Origin of the sequence: Paracoccus sanguinis, from assembly GCF_900106665.1 — a bacterium.
Taxonomy (GTDB): Bacteria; Pseudomonadota; Alphaproteobacteria; order Rhodobacterales; family Rhodobacteraceae; genus Paracoccus; species Paracoccus panacisoli.
In genome coordinates this window covers 1,208,608-1,226,495 of sequence record NZ_FNNA01000001.1, presented here as the reverse complement: position 1 = coordinate 1,226,495, position 17,888 = coordinate 1,208,608, and the positions used below count along the sequence as shown (strand labels likewise).

Here is a 17,888-nt window from a genome sequence, read left to right as displayed (position 1 = left end):
CTGCGGGGGGCTGCGGCGTCGCACGGGCTGCGGGCGCCGGTTTCGGCCAATGCTCACCACGCCACCCGGCGCTTGTCAAAGCGGCGGCAGCACGGCGCGGGCGCTCGCCTGACAAAACTAGTTGTGATCCGCCGTGTTGAAACACGCGGGGCGATCCCGCCGTTCATGCCGCGACGGACCCGAACCGGGCCCGACCAAAACCAGAGGACTGACCGACATGAAGAAGCTGCTTGCCACGACCACCGTCGCCGCGCTCGCCTTTGCCGGCGCCGCCTCGGCCGAAACCATGGCCACCGCGGCCACCGATCTGAACCTGCGGTCGGCCCCGCAATCGACCGCGTCGGTCGTGACCGTCATCGCCAACGGCGACGAGGTTTCGGTCGCCGGCTGCATCGAGAGCGCCAACTGGTGCGAGGTCACCTACAAGGACCAGAAAGGCTGGGCCTACGGCGACTACCTGACCACCAAGGTCGGCGACAAGGTCGAGGCGCTCTACCCCAACCGCCAGGCGGTGGGCGTGACCGTGATCGAGGCGCCCAAGGTCGATGAGCAGAAGCAGGCGATGGACACCGCCGTGGGCGGCACCACCGGCGCTGCGGTCGGCGCGGTTGTCGGCGGCCCGGTCGGCGCGCTGGTCGGCGCGGCCATCGGCGGCTCGGCCGGCGCGGCGGCCAGCCTCACGCCTGCCCCCGAGGTCCGCACCTACATCGACGCCAACCCCCATGACGCCGTCGTGTTGGACGGCGAAGTGGTCGTCGGCGCCGGCATCCCGGACAGCGTGACGCTGTACGAGATCCCCGACCAGAAGGATTTCAAGTACGTGATCGTGAACGGCCAGCCGGTGCTCGTGAACCCGGCCGACCGCCGGATCGTCTACGTCTATCGGTAACAATGACTTCTGTTGACGGGTAAGGGTCGCGGCCCGGCGGATTCCCTCACCGCCAGCCGCGACATCGGGGGCGGGGCCGCAGGGCCTCGCCCCTTCTTCATGGCCGGCGCGCCGACCAGCAGGGCTGCAGGTCACCCGGCGCCGGGGCCGCCGCATGGACCGCCCGCGCCACGGCCCGGGCGAGCACGGCGGCCGCGGCATAGCCCAGCCGGAACGGGTCGGGCGCCGGGCGAGCGCCGGTCGAGACGGCGAACACCAGGTCGCCGTCATAGGGCGTGTGCGACGGCACGATCGCGCGGGCCAGCCCGTCATGCGCCGCGACCGCCATCCGGGTCAGCCCCGGCTTGGTCAGCGCCGCATCCGTGGCGACGATGGCGATGGTCGTCGCCTCGCCCAGCCGCTTCTCGGGCCCCGGCTCGTCCTCGGGTGCGAACGGCCCGCCGAGGCCGAGGCCGCCGAACTCGGTCTCGATCTCATAGGGCGCCGCCCAGAACTGCCCCGAGGGCGCCGTCACCGACCCCAGCGCATTGACCGCCACCAGCGCCCCCACCGTCGTCCCGTCCGAGAGCACCGCCGAGGCCGAGCCGAGCCCGCCTTTCCACTGCGCCGTGAGCGCCCCGGTCCCCGCCCCGTGCGAGCCGAGCGCGAACTCGGGCCCCGCGGCCTCGTACGCGCGCCGCCCGAGCGCAGGGTACGGGCTCTCGTCCCAGTCCTTGTCGCCGCCGTTCAGCAGATCGAAGAGGATCGCCCCCGGCACGATCGGCACCCGCACCGGCCCCACCGCAAAGCCGCGACCTGCGGCGCGCAACCCCGCCATCACCCCGTCGCAGGCCCCGAGCCCGAAGGCCGACCCGCCCGCCAGCACCAGCGCATCCACCTGCTCGACCAGCCGGTCGGGGGCCAGCAGGTCGGTCTCGCGCGTGCCGGGCGCGCCGCCCATGACGTGCACCCCGCAGGCGAAGGGCGCGTCCGCGGTCAGAACCGTGACCCCGGACTTCAAGGCCGCGTCGGCGGCGTTGCCGACCCTCAGCCCGGCGACATCGGTGATGAGATTGCGTGGTCCCGGCCGCATCGTCGTTCTGTCCTGTCCCAATATCCCGGGGTCCGGGCAGCGCCCCGGTCCGGCACCCGCCGCCCCGCGCCAGTCAGCCCGCAGCGCGCCCGCCGCGCAACCCCCTGCGGGTGCGGGGCGTTGCGCTGCACCCCCGCCGCGCCTACATCCCTCGCACCGCGCCCCCACGCCAAGGAGTTTCGCCATGACCGAGCCCGTCCACGCCATCTTCGGCCGCCCGCTCGGGGCGCCCGTGCCGCGGGGGTACGAGGAAATCGTGCTCGGCATGGGCTGCTACTGGGGCGTCGAACGCCTGTTCTGGCAGCAGGACGGCGTCTGGCTGACCGAGGTCGGCTTTGCCGGCGGCACCGCCCCCGACCCGACCTACAAGCAGGTCTGCGCCGGCGGCACCGGCCATGCCGAGGTCGTGCGCGTGGTCTATGACCCGAGCCGGCTCAGCATCGAGCAGATCCTCAAGATCTTCTGGGAAAACCACGACCCCACCCAGGGCAACCGCCAGGGCAACGACGTCGGCGACCAGTACCGCTCGGTGATCTTCACCACCACCGACAGCCAGCGCATCGCGGCCGAGACGAGCCGCACCGACTACGACAACCGCCTCGCCGTCGAGGGGTTCGGCGGCATCACCACCGAGATCGCCCCGCTCACCCGGTTCTATCGGGCGCCTGAGGAGGATCACCAGCAGTACCTCCACAAGGTGCCGAATGGCTATTGCGGCCTGCGCGGCACCGGGGTGCAGGCGTCAAGCGCCGCCGCCGTCCACGAGGCCGTGACGGGCGAGGGCGACGGCAACCCTGAGCCGTCGCCATCCTCGTCGGGTGGCAGCTCGGTCGTTGCCGGCGCCGGCGGGGCGGCGTGATGGCCGAGGCCGAGGCCAGCGCCGACGACGCGCGCGACGACGACGCCGCGACCTGGGCCGCGCTGACCCAGACCCAGGGCCGCGCCGCCGCCGAGGCGCTGGCCGAGGCCTGCGAGGACCTCGACCCCGAACCCGTCGGCACCGGCGTCTTCGAGATCGAGGACGGCAGCGACCGCTGGGAGGTGGGCGCCTGGTTCACCGAGGCCCCCGACGAGATCGCGCTGGCGCTGCTCGCTGCCGCCGCGGGCGCGCAGCCCTTCGTCGTCTCGGAAGTGCCCGAGACCGACTGGGTGGCCCATGTCCGCCGCGAACTCGCCCCGGTCGAGGCCGGGCGCTTCTTCGTCCACGGCAGCCACGACGCCGACAAGGTGCCCGAGGGCGCGGAGGCGCTGTGCATCGAGGCCGCGATGGCCTTTGGCACCGGCCACCACAACACCACGCGCGGCTGCTTGCTGGCCTTCGACCGGCTGCTCACGGCGGGCGAGACGCCGGGCCGGATTGCCGACATCGGCTGCGGCACCGCGGTGCTGGCAATGGCGGCGGCGCGGGTGCTGCCGGGCGTGGTGCTCGCCTCCGACATCGACCCGGTGGCGGTCGAGACGGCCGAGGCGAACGTCCTCGCCAACGGCCTGGCCGGGCGGGTCGAGTGCGTGATGGCCGAGGGGTTCGGCCACCCGCTGCTGCACGACGCGGGACCCTATGACCTGGTGTTCGCCAACATCCTCAAGCAGCCGCTGATCGACCTCGCCCCCGACATGGCGCGCCAGCTGGCGCCGGGCGGGCGTGCGATCCTGTCGGGCATCCTGACCACCCAGGCCGACGAGGTCGCCGCCGCCTATGCCGAGGCCGGGATGCCGCTCTCGGCGCGCGACGATCTGGGCGACTGGACTACGCTGGTCGTGCAGCGCGCCTAACCCTCGCGGGCGCGGCGGCGCTCGATGTAGTCGCGCAGCTCCTCGATCTCGATCCGGGCCTCGTGCAACTCGGCCTCGAGCGCCGCGGCGTGCGCGCGGGCCTGCGCGGCCTCGGCGGTGTCGCTGGGGGTCGGCCCGGCGGCCTCGGGCGCGGGGGCCGCGGCGCGCAGCACCAGCCAGCCGGCGAGGCCGCCGAGCAGGAAGGCCACGAACAGGGCGCCGGCCGCCACGAGGATGAGCGTGTCGTGGGTCATGCCGCGCAGGATAATCTGCCCGGCGGCATCAGGCGAGAGGCCATGCGCTGGTCAGCTTCACCGACGGCGCAGCGCCGTTCCGGCGGCAGGCGCCGCTCAACGCTCCGGTCGAGGCGTCGGCCGGGCGCTACCGTCGGGGGGCGGCGGGGCGGTCGGGGCGCCCTGCGGCAGCGGCGGCGGCACGGGCGTGGAGATCCGCGATCCCTGCACGGTGATGCGGTCGGGCCGCAGCGCGATCCCCTCTTCGGCGAGCAGCTCGTCGGCCGTCTCGGCATCCGAGGTCAGCGCCGGCAGCGGCGGCAGCGTCAGGTCGCCGCCGCTGAGCGCCGGAGGCGGCCCGGTCAAGCGGCCGGTCAGCGGGAGTGCGGGGGCTGCGTCTCGCGCTTGGCCGGGCTGGGCCGATCCGGGGGCTGCGGGTGCGGCGTCGGTGGTGACGACGGCGGTGGCATCGGGGGCTGTGGGTGCAGCGTCGGAGGCAATCGCGTCGGTCCCTGCCGCGGTGGTCGTTGAGGCTTTCGCCTCCGAGTCGGCTGAGTCGACGTCCGTTGAGCGCGTGGCGCTGGCGTCAGGGCCGGGCTCGCCCGTGCCCGGAGCGGCTGTCTCCGAAGCACCTGTCTCCGAGGCGTCTCTCCCCTCCGGCTCGATGGCGTCGGTGCCCGCGGTGTCTGTTCCTGAAGCGCTCTCGTTGGCGACGGGTGGTGCCGCGTTCGGTTCAGTCCCCTGACCCACGGTCGCCGCGCTATCGTCGCCATCCGGCTGCGCGGCATCGGTCGTGCCGGCGTCGGCGGGCGCTGCATTGGGTCCGCCGGTCCCGGCCCCGTCCGTTGCGGTGGAGCCCAGACTGGCCGCATCCGACGCCGGGTCGGCGCTGCCCACGGCTGCTCCCGTCTCAATCCCATTGGCGGCAGGTGCTGCAGCAGCGTCTCCCGCCCCCACCCCCTGCGTCTCGGATGAGGCAACCGCCCCCGCCGGCGCAGACGTCTCGCCCGCCGCAGGCGCGCCACTCACCCCCGAAGCCGCGCTGACAGCCCCTTCCCCATCACCACCCGCCACCTCAGGCGGCTGCGCCTCTGTCACCCCCCGCGTCACCTCCGCGGCGGCGGCCTCGCCGGCGACGGGGAAGGGGGAGAGCAGCCGGAACTCGATCCGGCGGTTGGCCTCGCGCCCGGCGTCGGTGGCGTTGTCGGCGACCGGGCGGGTCTCGCCATAGCCGCGCGCCGCCAGCAGCGCCGTGTCGATCCCCGCCCCCGCCATCGCCGTGCGGACGGTGTCGGCCCGGTCCTGCGACAGCTCCATGTTGAAGGCGTCCGAGCCCTGCGAGTCGGTGTGCGCCCCCAGCTCGATCCGGAAGTCGCCGCAGTCGCCCATCACCTCGGCCAGCTTCGCGAGCGTCGGGCCCGGGTCGCCGGCGATGGCGGCGCGGGCGGTCTCGAACCCGATCTCGGACTGCGCCATCACGTCGTTCAGCCGCGCCACGCAGGTCTCGCCCGTGGGCAGGTCGAGCGCCGGGTCGAGCCGCGGGTCATAGGTCAGCGCCAGCTCGTAAGGCACGCCCGCACCGAGCCTGCGCCCGAGCTGCGCGGCCAGCGCCGCGCCCACCGCCTTGTCGCCCGAGGCCCCGGCGATGCGCAGCCCCTCGGGCGTCACCGTGGCCGAGCCGCGGCGCAGCCCGGCCATCGCCTCGAGCGTGGCGAGCACCCGCGGCGTCCAGCCCGAGGGCGCGGCCGGATCGACGCTCAGCACGCTGTCCACGGTGCCGAAGCGGGCGCGGGCAAAGCTCTCGACCGCGGCGCGCATCCGCTCGTCGCTGACCGCGCCGCGCAGGCGGATGCCGTCGCCCACCGCGCTCGCCACGAAGCTGACCGGCCCGGCAGGGGCGGGGGTGTCGGGCGGCGCCTGCGTGGCGGTGAGGGTGAAGACCCGCGGCAGCGCCCGGGTCAGGGTCGCGGCGGCGGCGTCGAAGGCCGGGGGCGGCACCTCGGCGGGCGCGTCAAGCGTCACGCTGGTGTCGGTGATCGCCACGCTGCCCGCCGGCAGGGCCGCGAGCGCGGTGATCGCCGCGACCGCGGCATCGCCCCATTGCGGGGTGGGCGCGCCGAGGCCGACGGGGCAAACCTCGTCCCCGACCGGGGCGCCGGCGGCTGCGGCGGCGGCGAGGATGCGCTCGCGCGCGGCGGCGCTGTCGGCGGCGCAGGTCTCGATCCGGGCCGGCTGGCCGGGCGCGCGGCTGAGGCGCAGGGCGAAGGGCGAGATGACCGGGCGCGGGGCCGAGACATTGGCGGCAAGCGTGATCCCGGGCGGGGTGATGTCGCGCAGCGCCTGCTCGAGCCGCGCCTTGTCGGCGGCGCCATCGGCCAGCGCGGTGACCTCGACCCGCCCCGGCGCGGCCGAGATGCGGGCGCGCGGCGCCAGCTCGGCGGCGCGCAGGGCGACGGCCACGGCCGCAACCCACGCGGCGGGGGCGGGGTAGTCGGCGGTCTCGATCAGGTCGGTGGGTTGCCCGGCGGCCGTGCCCCCCAGCCGCGCCAGCCGGGCCACCAGCGCCGCCCGGTCGAGCGTCACGGGGGCGAGGCCGATGACAGAGCTGCCCTCGTCATTGCGCAGGATCTCGAGCCGGAAGGACGGCGGCACGGCCTCGGGCGGGGGCGGGACCACGATCGCGTCGGCGATGCGGTCGGGCCCGACCACCGCCGCCGCGGCGTTCAGCGCCCGGAAATGGGTCAGCTCGTCGGGCGCCTCGCCCGTCAGCCGCAGCATCAGCCCGTCGGCCGAGGCCCGCGCCCAGCCGAATCCGCCCTCGGCCAGCGCCCCGGCCACGGCGGCCTCGGTCCGCTGTTCCAGTTGCCCGATGCCCCAGCCGGCCGCGACCCACGCCCCGACCCCCCCGGCGGCCAGCAGCGCCAGCGCGCTGAGACCGGCGCGCAGGCGGCGGGGGCGGGGGTGGCTCGGGTCGCGGGGCGGGGTCATGCGGGGGCTCTCGGATGGCAACGGCTGGCGGAGATGTAGTCACCCCGCGCCGAGGGTCCAATCACACCAGCGCGGCAACGGCGAGAAACAGCGCAACGATCAGCCCGGCGTCACGGTTGCTGCGGAAGAGCCGCAGGCAGACGGCGGGGCTCGCGGTGTCGAGCCCGCGCAGCTGCCACCACAGATGCGCGGCAAAGCCCGCCACCCCGAGCATCGCCACCAGCGCCGCCCCGGTACCGGGCCGCGTCGCCGCCACCGCCATCGCCAGCAGCAGCACCGCGCCGGCGGCAAACCCGAGCAGCCAGCGCGGCGTGTCGGCGCCGAACAGCCGGGCGGTGGACTTGACCCCGATCAGGGCGTCATCCTCGGTGTCCTGATGGGCGTAGATCGTGTCGTAGAACAGCGTCCACGAGATCCCCGCCGCATAGGCGAGCATGGCCGCCGGGTGCAGCGTGCCGCCATGCGCGGCAAAGGCCACCAGCACCCCCCAGTTGAAGGCGAGGCCCAGGAACACCTGCGGCCACCAGGTGAAGCGCTTGGCGAAGGGATAGACCGCGACCAGCGCCAGCGACGCGATCCCCAGCGCGATGGCGGTGCCGTTCAGCGTGAACAGCAGCACCGCCGCCAGCCCGGCCTGCGCGGCCATCCAGATCCACGCCCCCCGCACCGTGACCTGCCCCGAGGGCAGCGGGCGCGAGCGGGTGCGCGCCACCATCGCGTCGAACTCGCGGTCCGTCAGGTCGTTCCAGGTGCAGCCCGCCCCGCGCATCAGCACGGCGCCCAGCGTACAGACCACCACCACCCACAGGTCCACCCAGCGCGGCCGGTCCACCAGCATCGCGAGCCCGGTCCCCCAGTAGCAGGGCAACAGCAGAAGCCACGTCCCGATCGGCCGGTCGGCCCGGCTCAGCCGCAGAAGCGGGCGCCACGCGGGCGGGGCCAGCCGGTCCACCCAGTTGCCCCGGGGGGCGTCGGAAACCGATGGCGCTAGGGGCCGGGACTGCATAGGGTCGCGCCGATATGGGACAGGTCAGGCTTTACATAGAGCACCCGCTCGCCCCCGGACAACCCGTGCCGCTGGGGCCGGCGCAGGCGCATTACCTCGGCGCGGTGATGCGGCTGGGGCCGGGGGCGCGGATCGAGGTCTTCAACGGCCGCGACGGCGCCTGGACGGCCGAGATCGAGGCGGTGGGCAAGCGCGGCGGCTCGCTGGCGCTGGTCGCGCAGGCCGCGCCGCAGCGCGATCCGCCCGACGTCTGGCTGATGTTCGCGCCGATCAAGAAGGCGCGCACCGATTTCATCGTCGAAAAGGCGACCGAGCTGGGCGCGGCGCGCATCCTGCCGGTCCAGACCGACCACACCAACGCCGAGCGCATCGCCCGCGACCGGCTGCAGGCCCACGCGGTCGAGGCGGCCGAGCAATGCGGCGGCACCTTCGTCCCCGAGGTGGCGGCGCTCGCGCCGCTGTCGGGGCTGCTCGACCGCTGGGACACGGGTCGGCGCATCCTCTGGGCGGACGAGGCGCTGGCGGGACCGGCGGCGACGCTGGCCACGCTGCCGCGCGGGCCGTGGGCGATCCTCATCGGCCCCGAAGGCGGGTGGAGCGCCGCGGAACGGGCCCGTCTCGGGGCGCTCGAGGGGGTGACGCGGGTCAGCCTCGGGCCGCGAATCCTGCGCGCCGACACGGCGGCGGTGGCGGCACTGGCGCTGTGGCAGGCGGCGCTCGGCGACTGGTGATTCGGGTGGCAGGCTGCCTGCTGGGCGGACTGTCACAGGATTGAGGCAATTTTCACGATCTTGCGGCTTGACGCGGCTCAGTGAAGAAATCTGCGCGGACGTTCGGGAAGAACGCACGGAACTTCGACCAAATCGGTCTTATCCACCGGAATATTAGCCGTCCCACGGAAACGTCAGCCATGACGTCAGGTGATGGCCGGCCTGACGTCTGCGCCGCAAGCATGGCGGCAATTCGGTTCCGTCCGTGGCTGAAAAACCGGCAATCGACTATGTAATTGGGCATCGAATTGATCCCCCTCCTGTCCCCGCCGGACAGGGCCGCAAGAACAAAGGTGATATCATGTCCGCAGTCGAAACCCTCCGCCTTCCCGCCGCGTCGCGTCCCGGCCTGCTGTCGCGTCTTGGCGCCGCCTTCGCCCACTGGGCCGAAGTCCGCGAGACCCGCAGCCAGCTGAACCGCCTGACCGACCGCGAGCTGACCGACATCGGCCTGTCGCGCGCCGACATCGAGCACGTCGCCCGCGGCCTCTGAGGCCCCGCACGCACGGTCGCAGCGCCGCAGACGGCGGCGCCCGACAACCGCCATAACGACTTCGGGCCGGGGTTTCCCCCGGCCCTTTTTGCTGCCCTGTCGGCGTCCCTGTCGGCGGTCAGCGGGGGATCAGACCCCCGCCTCGACGATGGCGCGGGCGAGGATCGGCACCGAGTCCCGGTTCAGCCCAGCGATGTTCAGCCGCGAATCGCCGACCATGTAGATCGCGTTGTCGTCCTTGATCTTCTTCACCTGCTCAGGGCTCGCCCCCAGCCGCGAGAACATCCCGCGGTGCGCCGCGATGAAGTCGAAGCGGTCGGTGCCGGTCAGGCTGCGCAGCTCACCCGCAAGCTGTTCGCGCAGGGCGAGCATCCCCAGCCGCACCTCCTCCAGCTCGGCCTTCCAGTCGGCTGCGAGTTCCGCATCGTCGAGGATCGTCTGCACGATCCGCGCCCCGTGGTCGGGCGGGAAGGAATAGGTCTGCCGGTTGAGGTAGGCCATCGTCCCCTGAGCCAGATCGCGCGCGGCGGGCGTCTCGACCTTGGCCAGCAGCACGCCGGTCCGCTCACGGTAGATGCCGAAGTTCTTCGAGCACGAGGCCGCCACCAGCGCCTCGGGCGCCGCGCCGACGATGAGCCGGGTGCCGGCCGCATCCTCGTCCAGACCGTCGCCGAAGCCCTGATAGGCGAGGTCCACGAACGGCACGGCGCCGGTCTTGTCGAGGATCGCGGACACCTCGCGCCACTGGTCCAGCGTCAGGTTGGCGCCGGTCGGGTTGTGGCAGCAGCCGTGCAGCAGCACGAGGTCGCCCTTCTTTGCCCGGGCGAGGTCGGCCTTCATCCCCTCGAAATCCACCCCGCGGGTGGCGTCGTCGAAATAGCGGTATTCGACATGGGGCAGGCCCATGAACTGCAGGATCGAGACGTGGTTCGGCCAGGTCGGGTTCGAGACGTGGACGGTCAGATCGGGGTTGCCGATCCGCGCCAGCTCGAGCGCCTGCCGGATCGCGCCGGTCCCGCCCACGGTGGACAGCGCCGCGGTGCGCCCTTCGTCCAGCGTGTCGGCCAGCACCATCCGGCTCATCGCCGCGAGATAGGCGGGCTCACCGGCGAGCGCGGTGTAGCTTTTGGTCGTCTCGGCCTCCCAGATGCGCTGCTCGGCGGCCTTGACGGCACGCATCACCGGGGTCAGCCCGGTCGGGTCCTTGTACACCCCGACCCCGAGGTCGATCTTGCCCTGCCGGGTGTCGGCACGGAATTCGCCCATCAGGGCAAGGATCTTGTCGGGGGCTTGGGCTTTGAGCTGGCCGAACATCAGGCGTCTCCGGTTGCGATCTTGAGGTCGGGGTAGCTGCCCCATTCGGTCCAGCTGCCGTCGTAGAGCGACCAGTCCCGCTTGCCGATCCGCTCGAGCGCGAGGGCGAGCGTGGCCGCGGTGATCCCCGAGCCGCAGGTGGTGATGGCGGGTCGGTCGAGGTCCACGCCCGCGGCCTCGAAGGCGGCGCGCAGCGCGTCCGGCTCTTTCATCGTGCCGTCGGGGTTGTAGAGGGTGGCGAAGGGGACGTTGCGGGCGCCGGGGATGTGGCCAGCGCGCAGCCCGGGCCGCGGCTCAGGCTCGTCGCCGCGGAAGCGCGAGGGGCTGCGGGCGTCGATGATCTGGTGATCGCCGAGCTTCGAGGCCGCCGCCACCTGGGTCACGTCGCGCACGAGGCCCGCCTGCCGCTGCACCGTCATGTGCCGGTCGCGGGTGATCGGGGCCATGTCCTCGACCTCGCGCCCCTCGGCCTGCCACTTGGCGAACCCGCCGTCCAGCACCGCCACGTCGGTCTTGCCCATCAGCCGGAAGAGCCACCAGACCCGCGCCGCCGAGTGGATGTCGGCGTTGTCGTAGACCACGACCTGATGCCCGTCGCCGATCCCCATCGCCCGCAGGCGGCTGACGAAAAGCTCGGGCGGCGGCGCCATGTGCGGCAGCTCGCTGCGGCTGTCCGAGATCGCGTCGATGTCGAAGAACCGGGCGCCGGGGATATGCGCGGCCTCGTATTCGGCGCGTGCATCGCGCCCGGTGGCCGCCATGTGCAGGCTGGCGTCGAGGATGCGCAGGTCGGGATCGTTCAGATGCGCGGCCAGCCACTCGGTGGACACCAGTGTCTTCGGATCGTCGCGCATGGCCTTCCCCCCAAACGGATGCGGTCCTGACGGCTTTACCGGACCCCCGCAGGGCCTGCAATCGCTGCCCCGCGCGCGGGACGGGCGATCCCGGCCGAACCCGTGGGCGCGGCACCTCAGCCCTGCTTGAGCAGGCGCTGCTTTTCGCGGCCCCAGTCGCGCTTGGCCTCGGTCGCGCGCTTGTCGTGGTTCTTCTTGCCCTTGGCGATGCCGATCTTCAGCTTCACGATGCCGCGGTGGTTGAAATACATCACCAGCGGAATGAGCGTCATGCCCTCGCGCCCGATCGCCTGCCACAGCCGCGCGAGTTCCTTGCGGCTGACCAGCAGCTTGCGGTGGCGCCGTTCCTCGTGCCCGAAGACGCCGGCCTGCTTGTAGGACGAGATGTAGCCGTTGATCAGCCACAGCTCGCCGTTCTCGACGCTGGCGTAGGATTCGGCGATGTTCGACTGGCCGGTGCGCAGCGCCTTGACCTCGGACCCGGTGAGGATGATCCCGACCTCGAGGTCGCTCTCGATGAAGTAGTCGAAACGCGCCCGCCGGTTCTCGGCGATCACCTTGTAGTTCGGATCGGATTTTGCCTGCGACATGATCGGGTCGAGATAGGGTCCGCGGCGGCGCAAGTAAAGCCGGCGGCTTTCGCGCCGGCGGGCGGCGGGCTATGGGGCGGGTGTCCCCCCGCCAACGCGGTGCCCCATGCTGGTCCAGATCACCGTCGGAACCCTGCTGATGCTGCTGACGCTCGCCAGCAGCGGCGCCTCGCTCTACGTGATCGAGGTGATGCTGCAGGCCGCCCGCCCCTGGGTGCTGGGCGGCCGCGTCTGGGCCAAGCTGGTTGCGGTCATCATGATGGTCAGCGTCTGGGCGCTGGTGGACCTGACGCTCGGCGTCTGGATCTGGGCGATGGCCTATTGGCGGCTCGGCGCCTTTCCGGACCTCGAGCACGCGGTCTATTTCTCGCTCGTCAGCTTCACCACGCTCGGCTACGGCGACCTGCTGCTGCCGCAGGAATGGCGGATCATGGGCGGGCTGACGGCGGCGAGCGGGCTGCTGAACTTCGGCCTCATCACCGCGATCCTGGTCGAGACGGTGCGCGACGTGCGCGTGGCCCAGATGCGCCATCAGACCCGGCAGGATGCCCGGCACGAGGGGCGCCGCGCCCGTCGCTGACGGGTTGAAGCCCCTCCGCCGTTGCCGCAGTCTGCCCCCGGCAATCAGGGCAAGGGGGATAGGGCGATGCGGCATGGCGGACGGATTCTTGCGGATGCGCTGGCGCTGCACGGGGTCGAGCGGGTGTTCTCGGTCCCCGGCGAAAGCTTCCTCGCGGCGCTCGACGGGCTTTACGACGTGGGCATCCCCAACACCGTCTGCCGGCAGGAGGGCGGGGCCGCGATGATGGCCGAGGCCTGGGCCAAGACCACCGGCCGGCCCGGCGTCTGCTTCGTCACCCGCGGCCCCGGCGCCACCAACGCCAGCGCCGGCATCCACGTCGCCAAGCAGGACTCGACCCCGATGATCCTGTTCGTCGGCCAGATCGCCCGGTCCGACCGCGACCGTGAGGCGTTTCAGGAGGTCGACTACCGCCAGATGTTCGGTGGGCTGGCCAAGTGGGTGGCCGAGATCGACCAGACCGAGCGCATCCCCGAATACGTCGCGCGTGCCTTCGACCTTGCCCGCGCCGGGCGCCCCGGCCCGGTGGTGCTGGCGCTGCCCGAGGACATGCTGTCGGCCAAGGCCGACGTCCCCGACCTCGCGCCCGCCCCCCGCCCGGTGCCGGGCGTGTCCGAGGCGCAGGTGGCGGCGATCCGCGACGCGCTGGGCGCCGCCGAGCGGCCGCTGGTGGTGCCCGGCGGCTCGCTCTGGTCGCAGGACGACGCGGACGCGCTGACCCGGCTGGCCGAGGGCTGGGGGTTGCCGGTTGCGGTGCCCTTCCGCCGGCAGGACTACATGGACAACCGGCACCCGAACTATGCGGGCGACCTGGGCGTGGGGATGAACCTGCGGCTGGGCGAGGCGCTGCGCGAGGCCGACTGCATCCTGTCGCTCGGCGCGCGGCTGGGCGATTCGCTGACCGCCGGCTATGAGCTGATGAACCCGCGCGAGCAGGGGCGCCGGATCATCCACGTCTATCCCGACCCCGACGAGATCGGGCACCTGTGGCGCGCCGATCCCGGCATCGCCGCCTGCCCCAAGGCGGCGCTCGCCGCGCTGGCCGCGACGCCCGCGCCGCGCCGCTGGGACGACTGGACCGCCCGGCTGCGCGCCCATTACGAGATCTGGCAGACCCCGAAGCCCACCCCCGGCGCGGTGCGGATGGAGGAGGTGGTCTGCTGGCTCTCAGCCAACCTGCCCGAGGATGCCATCGTCACCAACGGCGCGGGCAACTATGCCGCCTTCCTGCACCGCTACTTCCGCTTCAAGCGGGCGCGGTCGCAGATCGCGCCGACCTCGGGGTCGATGGGCTACGGCCTGCCGGCCGCCATCGCGGCGAAGATCGCCCACCCCGGCCGCACCGTGGTCTGCATGGCCGGCGACGGCTGCCTGCAGATGACCGTGAACGAGCTGAGCACCGCCGCGCAGGAGGGGGCGGCGGTGATCGTGATCGTCGCCAACAACGGTCGCTACGGCACGATCCGCATGCACCAGGAGAAGCACTACCCCGGCCGGGTATCGGGCACCGACCTCTTCAACCCCGACTTCCCGGCGCTGGTGCGCGCCTACGGCGGCCATGGCGAGCTGGTGACCGAGGGCGGGGAGTTCGCCGCCGCCTTCGCCCGGGCGCGCGACAGCGCGAGGCTTTCGCTGATCGAGCTGCGCCTCGACTCCGAGGCCCTGACCACCGGCGCAACGCTGAGCGAAACCCGTGCCGCGGCGGAGGCGGCGAAGGGGTAGGTGAGGGCTGGCTGGGGGGGCGCTGAGGCTTGGGCTAAGGGGTTGCTGTCGACCGGCAAGATGCAGAGCGGGACACGTACGTTCGCTCAGGCGGCGCTGGAGACCGGGGGGCTAGCGCTGCCGCGCTCAAGCAAGCTGCCGCTGATCAAGCTGTGCCTCGACCCCGGGGCTTCAACACCCGGCGGTGCACCGGCCAAAATCCGGGCGAGGCAGACCGCCGCCCCGGTGCCTGCCCCGGCCACCATCACCACCACGACCGTCGCCGACCCGGTGGCCGCCGCGGGCGACAAGGCCGAGGACGCCGAGGGCTGAGGCGGCAAGGTGTCAAGGGGGCCGGGTTGGCGCGGTGTCGCTACGCCTCAAGCCGAACCCTGACGAACGGCGAGACGCTGAGCGGTCCAGGCGCGGTCGCTGTGACGGCTAGAGGTGAGCTCGGGCCGAGGCGACAAAGAGTTAGGCGGGCAGGCTGGCGCGGATCGAGTGAGACCTCCACCCGAGAGAGGGACTAGCGGCGTAGCACCGGGCAAAATTCGGGCGAGGGCCAAGCCGGCAAAGCGTCAAAGCGGGCCGGGTTGGCGCGGATGCCGCTCAAGCTGCCTCATCCCGAACCCCTGACGACTGGCGAGACGCTGAGCGGTCCATGCACGGTCGCCGTGACGGCTAAAGAAGTGAGCTGAGGAACGAGGCACCAAACGACCAGGCGGGCAGGCTGGCGCGGATCGAGTCAGACCTCCACCCGAGACAGGGACGAGCGGCATAACCCGCTCCCCCCTTCGACAGGCGGCAACCCGCAACCCTTAGGGCGTCACCACCTCACCGCCCGCCCAGGCGGCGGCCGCCAGGGCCCGTCCCAACGCTGCCCCAAACCCCCACCCGCCGCACGCGGCACTTCCCCACCCCCCGTCACACCCTGCCCCCTCACCCCGCCCGCAACGCCGCCACGATCCGCCGGGCCTTCTCCAGCCGCTCCGGCTGGCGCGTCATCACGCTGACTGACAGCGCCTCGACCAGTTGCCCAGCGATGGCGCGGGCGAGGGCGAGGCTCTGCCCCACCGCGGGGTTCGGCGCCCGCCGGGCGCCGGTCGTCGTCGGCGTGTCGGCAAACCGGTCGCGCACCGCCAGCAGCTCGCGCCCGAGGTCGCGGTCCAGCATCCCGGCCACCACCTCGAGCTCGGCCAGCACGCTGAGGCTCAGCTGCGGGGTGATGCGGACGCCGTTGCGGCGCAGCACCTGCTCTTCGGCGATGCAGTCGCCCAGCACCAGCATCAGGTTCGCCACGGCGCGCAGCTGGTCCAGCGGCGACAGGCGGCAGGCGGGGAAGCGGTCAAGTATCATGGCGAGTCCCTTCTGGTCCGTTCCCGCAACGTTCGCAGCAAATCCTTGACGAAGCGTTGCCAGCCCGGCCGCCCGGCCCGCGCAACGGCAAAAATTCTTGCGGCGGCGCAGGGTTCTGGCTCATCTGCGGGCATGGAACACCGCCCCTCTGCCCGCCCCGCTCCGCATCTCGCCCCGCTGCCCGCCGGCCTGCCCGACTCGGTCCCCTTCGTCGGCCCCGAGACGCTCGAACGCCAGCGCGGCGCGCCCTTCGACGCGCGGCTGGGCGCCAACGAGAACGGCTTCGGCCCCTCGCCCCGCGCCGTCGCGGCGATGCGGGACGCGGCCGCCGAGGTCTGGAAATACGGCGATCCGACCAACCACGACCTCAAGGCCGCGCTCGCCACTCATTGCGGGGTCGGCCCCGAGAATGTCGTGGTGGGCGAGGGGATCGACGCGCTGCTCGGCCTCGCCGTGCGGCTGATGGTGGCCGAGGGCGACCGCGTGGTGACCTCGGCCGGCGGCTATCCGACCTTCGACTTTCACGTCACCGGCTTCGGCGGGACGCTGGACCGCGTGCCCTACGCGGCCGACCGGCAGGACCCGGCGGCGCTGGTGGCGCGGGCGGCCGAGACGGGGGCGCGGATGGTCTATCTCTGCAATCCCGACAACCCGATGGGCGGCTGGCACCCGCCCGAGGTCATCGAGGCCGCCGTCGCAGCGCTGCCCGACGACATCCTGCTGATCCTCGACGAGGCCTATGCCGAGTTTGCCCCCGCCCTGCCGCGGATCGACCCCGCGGACCCGCGGGTGCTGCGGATGCGGACCTTTTCCAAGGCCTACGGGATGGCCGGGGCGCGGATCGGCTGGGCTCTGGGCGCGCCCGAGGTGGTGCGGGCCTTCGACCGGGTGCGCAACCATTTCGGCGTGAACCGGATCGCGCAGGCCGGGGCGCTCGCGGCGCTCGCCGACGAGGCGCATCTGGCGCAGGTGGTGGGCCAGGTCGCCGCCGCCCGCGACCGGATCGCCGCGATTGCGCGCGAGAACGGGCTAACCCCGCTGCCCTCGGCCACCAACTTCGTCAGCCTCGACTGCGGCGGCGACGGGGCGCTGGCGCGGCGGGTGCTCGAGGCGCTGGGCGCGCGCGGGGTGTTCGTGCGGATGCCGTGGGTGGCGCCGCAGAACCGCTGCATCCGCGTCAGCTGCGGACCCGAGGCCGAACTCGACGCCTTTGCCGCCGCGCTGCCCGAGGCCCTTGCCGCCGCACGCGGCTGAGACCCTCGGGCGCTCTCAACGGCGCGGCCTGTCGGTCAGAGCAGCCCGGCGTGGGCCATCGCCGCGTCGATCCGCGCCCGGGTGGGGGCGGTCAGTGGCACCAGCGGCAGCCGAACCGCCTCGGTGCAGCGGCCGAGGCGGGAGAGCGCGTATTTCGCCCCGACCAGCCCCGGCTCGATGAAGATCGCGATGTGCAGCGGCATCAGCCGGTCCTGCAGGCGCAGCGCCTCGGCATAGTCGCCCGCCGCGCACGCCGCCTGCATCTGCGCGCAGAGCCCCGGGGCCACGTTCGCGGTCACCGAGATGCAGCCGACCCCGCCCTGGGCGTTGAAGCCGTGGGCGGTCGCGTCCTCGCCCGAGATCTGCAGGAAGTCCGGGCCGCAGGTGATCCGCTGGCAGCACACCCGCTCGAGCTTGCCGGTTGCGTCCTTGACGCCCACGATGCGGGGCAGCTTCGCCAGCTCGCCCATCGTCTCGGGCGTCATGTCCACGACCGAGCGGCCGGGGATGTTGTAGATGATGATCGGCTTGTCGGTCGCGTCGTGGACGGCGGTGAAGTGCGCGATCATCCCCTCTTGCGTGGGCTTGTTGTAATAGGGCGTGACGACCAAGAGCCCGTCGGCCCCGACCCGGCAGGCGTGCTGCGCGAGCCCGATCGCCTCGCGGGTGTTGTTCGACCCCGCGCCCGCGATCACCGGCACCCGGCCCGCGGCCAGCCGCACCACGGCCTCGACCACCGCCTCGTGCTCGGCATGGCTCAGCGTCGGGCTTTCGCCGGTGGTGCCGACGGGGACGAGGGCGCTGCTCCCCTCCTCGATCTGCCATTCGACAAGCCGCTCGAGCGCCGGCCAGTCGATTTCGCCATCCGCGCGAAGGGGGGTGACGAGGGCGGGCATCGAGCCTTTGAACATGACGCGCGGGTCCATCTGCGGGGGCGGTTTGGCCGGCTATACGACCGGCGCGGGGCGATGCCAACCCGGACGAGCGGCGGCCTGCCGCCGATGTGAATTGCCCC

Annotated in this window: 18 protein-coding genes; 9 read left to right on the top strand and 9 right to left on the bottom strand. The window is 72.8% G+C overall.

All coding sequences use genetic code 11. The features are described 5' to 3' along the window. Positions 1-217 precede the first annotated feature (217 nt). Entirely contained in the window at positions 218-889 is a 672-nt protein-coding gene (locus BLW17_RS05995; protein WP_036705561.1) for a DUF1236 domain-containing protein, read from the top strand. A gap of 97 nt (positions 890-986) precedes the next feature. On the opposite strand, the gene BLW17_RS05990 is transcribed toward BLW17_RS05995, so the two are convergent. Next, the gene (locus tag BLW17_RS05990) at positions 987-1,961 is read right to left on the bottom strand and encodes a P1 family peptidase (protein ID WP_036736207.1); all 975 of its coding nucleotides are present in this window, start codon (positions 1,959-1,961) and stop codon (positions 987-989) included. A gap of 184 nt (positions 1,962-2,145) precedes the next feature. Here BLW17_RS05990 and msrA point away from each other — a divergent pair, with 184 nt between their 5' ends. Both msrA and BLW17_RS05980 read left to right on the top strand, forming a co-directional pair. After that, on the top strand, positions 2,146-2,820 hold the full coding sequence (msrA, locus tag BLW17_RS05985; protein WP_081962809.1) for a peptide-methionine (S)-S-oxide reductase MsrA: 675 nt from the start codon (positions 2,146-2,148) through the stop codon (positions 2,818-2,820). Beyond that, positions 2,820-3,734, top strand: a complete 915-nt coding sequence (locus tag BLW17_RS05980) for a 50S ribosomal protein L11 methyltransferase (protein WP_052176615.1) — start codon at positions 2,820-2,822, stop codon at positions 3,732-3,734. The genes msrA and BLW17_RS05980 overlap by 1 nt, the downstream gene beginning before the upstream one ends. On the opposite strand, the gene BLW17_RS05975 is transcribed toward BLW17_RS05980, so the two are convergent. The 3 genes from BLW17_RS05975 to ubiA all read right to left on the bottom strand — a co-directional run bounded on the left by BLW17_RS05975 (position 3,731) and on the right by ubiA (position 7,961). Further along, a complete protein-coding gene (locus BLW17_RS05975; RefSeq protein WP_036736205.1) occupies positions 3,731-3,988 on the bottom strand; it encodes a hypothetical protein in 258 nt (85 codons plus the stop codon). The two genes, BLW17_RS05980 and BLW17_RS05975, sit on opposite strands and share 4 nt — an antisense overlap. Positions 3,989-4,084: 96 nt before the next feature. Continuing rightward, positions 4,085-6,955, bottom strand: coding sequence for an OmpA family protein (locus BLW17_RS18770; protein ID WP_074826204.1), 2,871 nt, complete (start codon positions 6,953-6,955; stop codon positions 4,085-4,087). A gap of 61 nt (positions 6,956-7,016) precedes the next feature. Then, positions 7,017-7,961 carry a 4-hydroxybenzoate octaprenyltransferase gene (ubiA, locus tag BLW17_RS05965; protein WP_036736103.1) on the bottom strand — a complete coding sequence of 315 codons (945 nt, stop codon included), beginning with the start codon at positions 7,959-7,961 and terminating at the stop codon, positions 7,017-7,019. Positions 7,962-7,975: 14 nt separating this feature from the next. Here ubiA and BLW17_RS05960 point away from each other — a divergent pair, with 14 nt between their 5' ends. Both BLW17_RS05960 and BLW17_RS05955 read left to right on the top strand, forming a co-directional pair. Continuing rightward, positions 7,976-8,692: a 16S rRNA (uracil(1498)-N(3))-methyltransferase gene (locus BLW17_RS05960; protein ID WP_036736100.1), complete on the top strand. Its 717-nt coding sequence runs from the start codon at positions 7,976-7,978 to the stop codon at positions 8,690-8,692. A gap of 340 nt (positions 8,693-9,032) precedes the next feature. Further along, positions 9,033-9,224 (top strand): DUF1127 domain-containing protein, encoded by a 192-nt coding sequence (locus tag BLW17_RS05955; protein WP_036703447.1) that lies wholly within the window; start codon positions 9,033-9,035, stop codon positions 9,222-9,224. Between the two features lie 129 nt (positions 9,225-9,353). Here the strand turns inward: BLW17_RS05955 and BLW17_RS05950 are convergent, their stop codons facing one another. The 3 genes from BLW17_RS05950 to smpB form a co-directional block, all read right to left on the bottom strand. Further along, positions 9,354-10,538: an amino acid aminotransferase gene (locus BLW17_RS05950; RefSeq protein ID WP_036736098.1), complete on the bottom strand. Its 1,185-nt coding sequence runs from the start codon at positions 10,536-10,538 to the stop codon at positions 9,354-9,356. Further along, entirely contained in the window at positions 10,538-11,392 is an 855-nt protein-coding gene (gene sseA, locus BLW17_RS05945) for a 3-mercaptopyruvate sulfurtransferase (RefSeq protein WP_036736096.1), read from the bottom strand. Before sseA ends, BLW17_RS05950 begins: the two co-directional genes overlap by 1 nt. Positions 11,393-11,508: 116 nt before the next feature. Further along, positions 11,509-11,982 (bottom strand): SsrA-binding protein SmpB, encoded by a 474-nt coding sequence (gene smpB, locus BLW17_RS05940; RefSeq protein ID WP_036736105.1) that lies wholly within the window; start codon positions 11,980-11,982, stop codon positions 11,509-11,511. 106 nt (positions 11,983-12,088) lie between these two features. Here smpB and BLW17_RS05935 point away from each other — a divergent pair, with 106 nt between their 5' ends. The 3 genes from BLW17_RS05935 to BLW17_RS05925 all read left to right on the top strand — a co-directional run bounded on the left by BLW17_RS05935 (position 12,089) and on the right by BLW17_RS05925 (position 14,596). After that, a complete protein-coding gene (locus BLW17_RS05935; RefSeq protein WP_052171907.1) occupies positions 12,089-12,562 on the top strand; it encodes a potassium channel family protein in 474 nt (157 codons plus the stop codon). Between the two features lie 66 nt (positions 12,563-12,628). Next, on the top strand, positions 12,629-14,284 hold the full coding sequence (locus BLW17_RS05930; protein ID WP_036736093.1) for a thiamine pyrophosphate-binding protein: 1,656 nt from the start codon (positions 12,629-12,631) through the stop codon (positions 14,282-14,284). Between the two features lie 60 nt (positions 14,285-14,344). Then, positions 14,345-14,596 (top strand): hypothetical protein, encoded by a 252-nt coding sequence (locus BLW17_RS05925; RefSeq protein ID WP_211656926.1) that lies wholly within the window; start codon positions 14,345-14,347, stop codon positions 14,594-14,596. 606 nt (positions 14,597-15,202) lie between these two features. Here BLW17_RS05925 and BLW17_RS05920 read toward each other — a convergent pair. Beyond that, complete coding sequence (locus BLW17_RS05920; RefSeq protein WP_074826197.1) at positions 15,203-15,619, bottom strand: hypothetical protein; 417 nt, start codon at positions 15,617-15,619, stop codon at positions 15,203-15,205. Positions 15,620-15,751: 132 nt separating this feature from the next. Here BLW17_RS05920 and BLW17_RS05915 point away from each other — a divergent pair, with 132 nt between their 5' ends. Next, a complete protein-coding gene (locus tag BLW17_RS05915; protein WP_074826195.1) occupies positions 15,752-16,873 on the top strand; it encodes a pyridoxal phosphate-dependent aminotransferase in 1,122 nt (373 codons plus the stop codon). Positions 16,874-16,908: 35 nt separating this feature from the next. Here BLW17_RS05915 and dapA read toward each other — a convergent pair whose 3' ends face one another. Continuing rightward, entirely contained in the window at positions 16,909-17,784 is an 876-nt protein-coding gene (gene dapA, locus BLW17_RS05910) for a 4-hydroxy-tetrahydrodipicolinate synthase (RefSeq protein WP_036736994.1), read from the bottom strand. Positions 17,785-17,888: the final 104 nt, after the last annotated feature.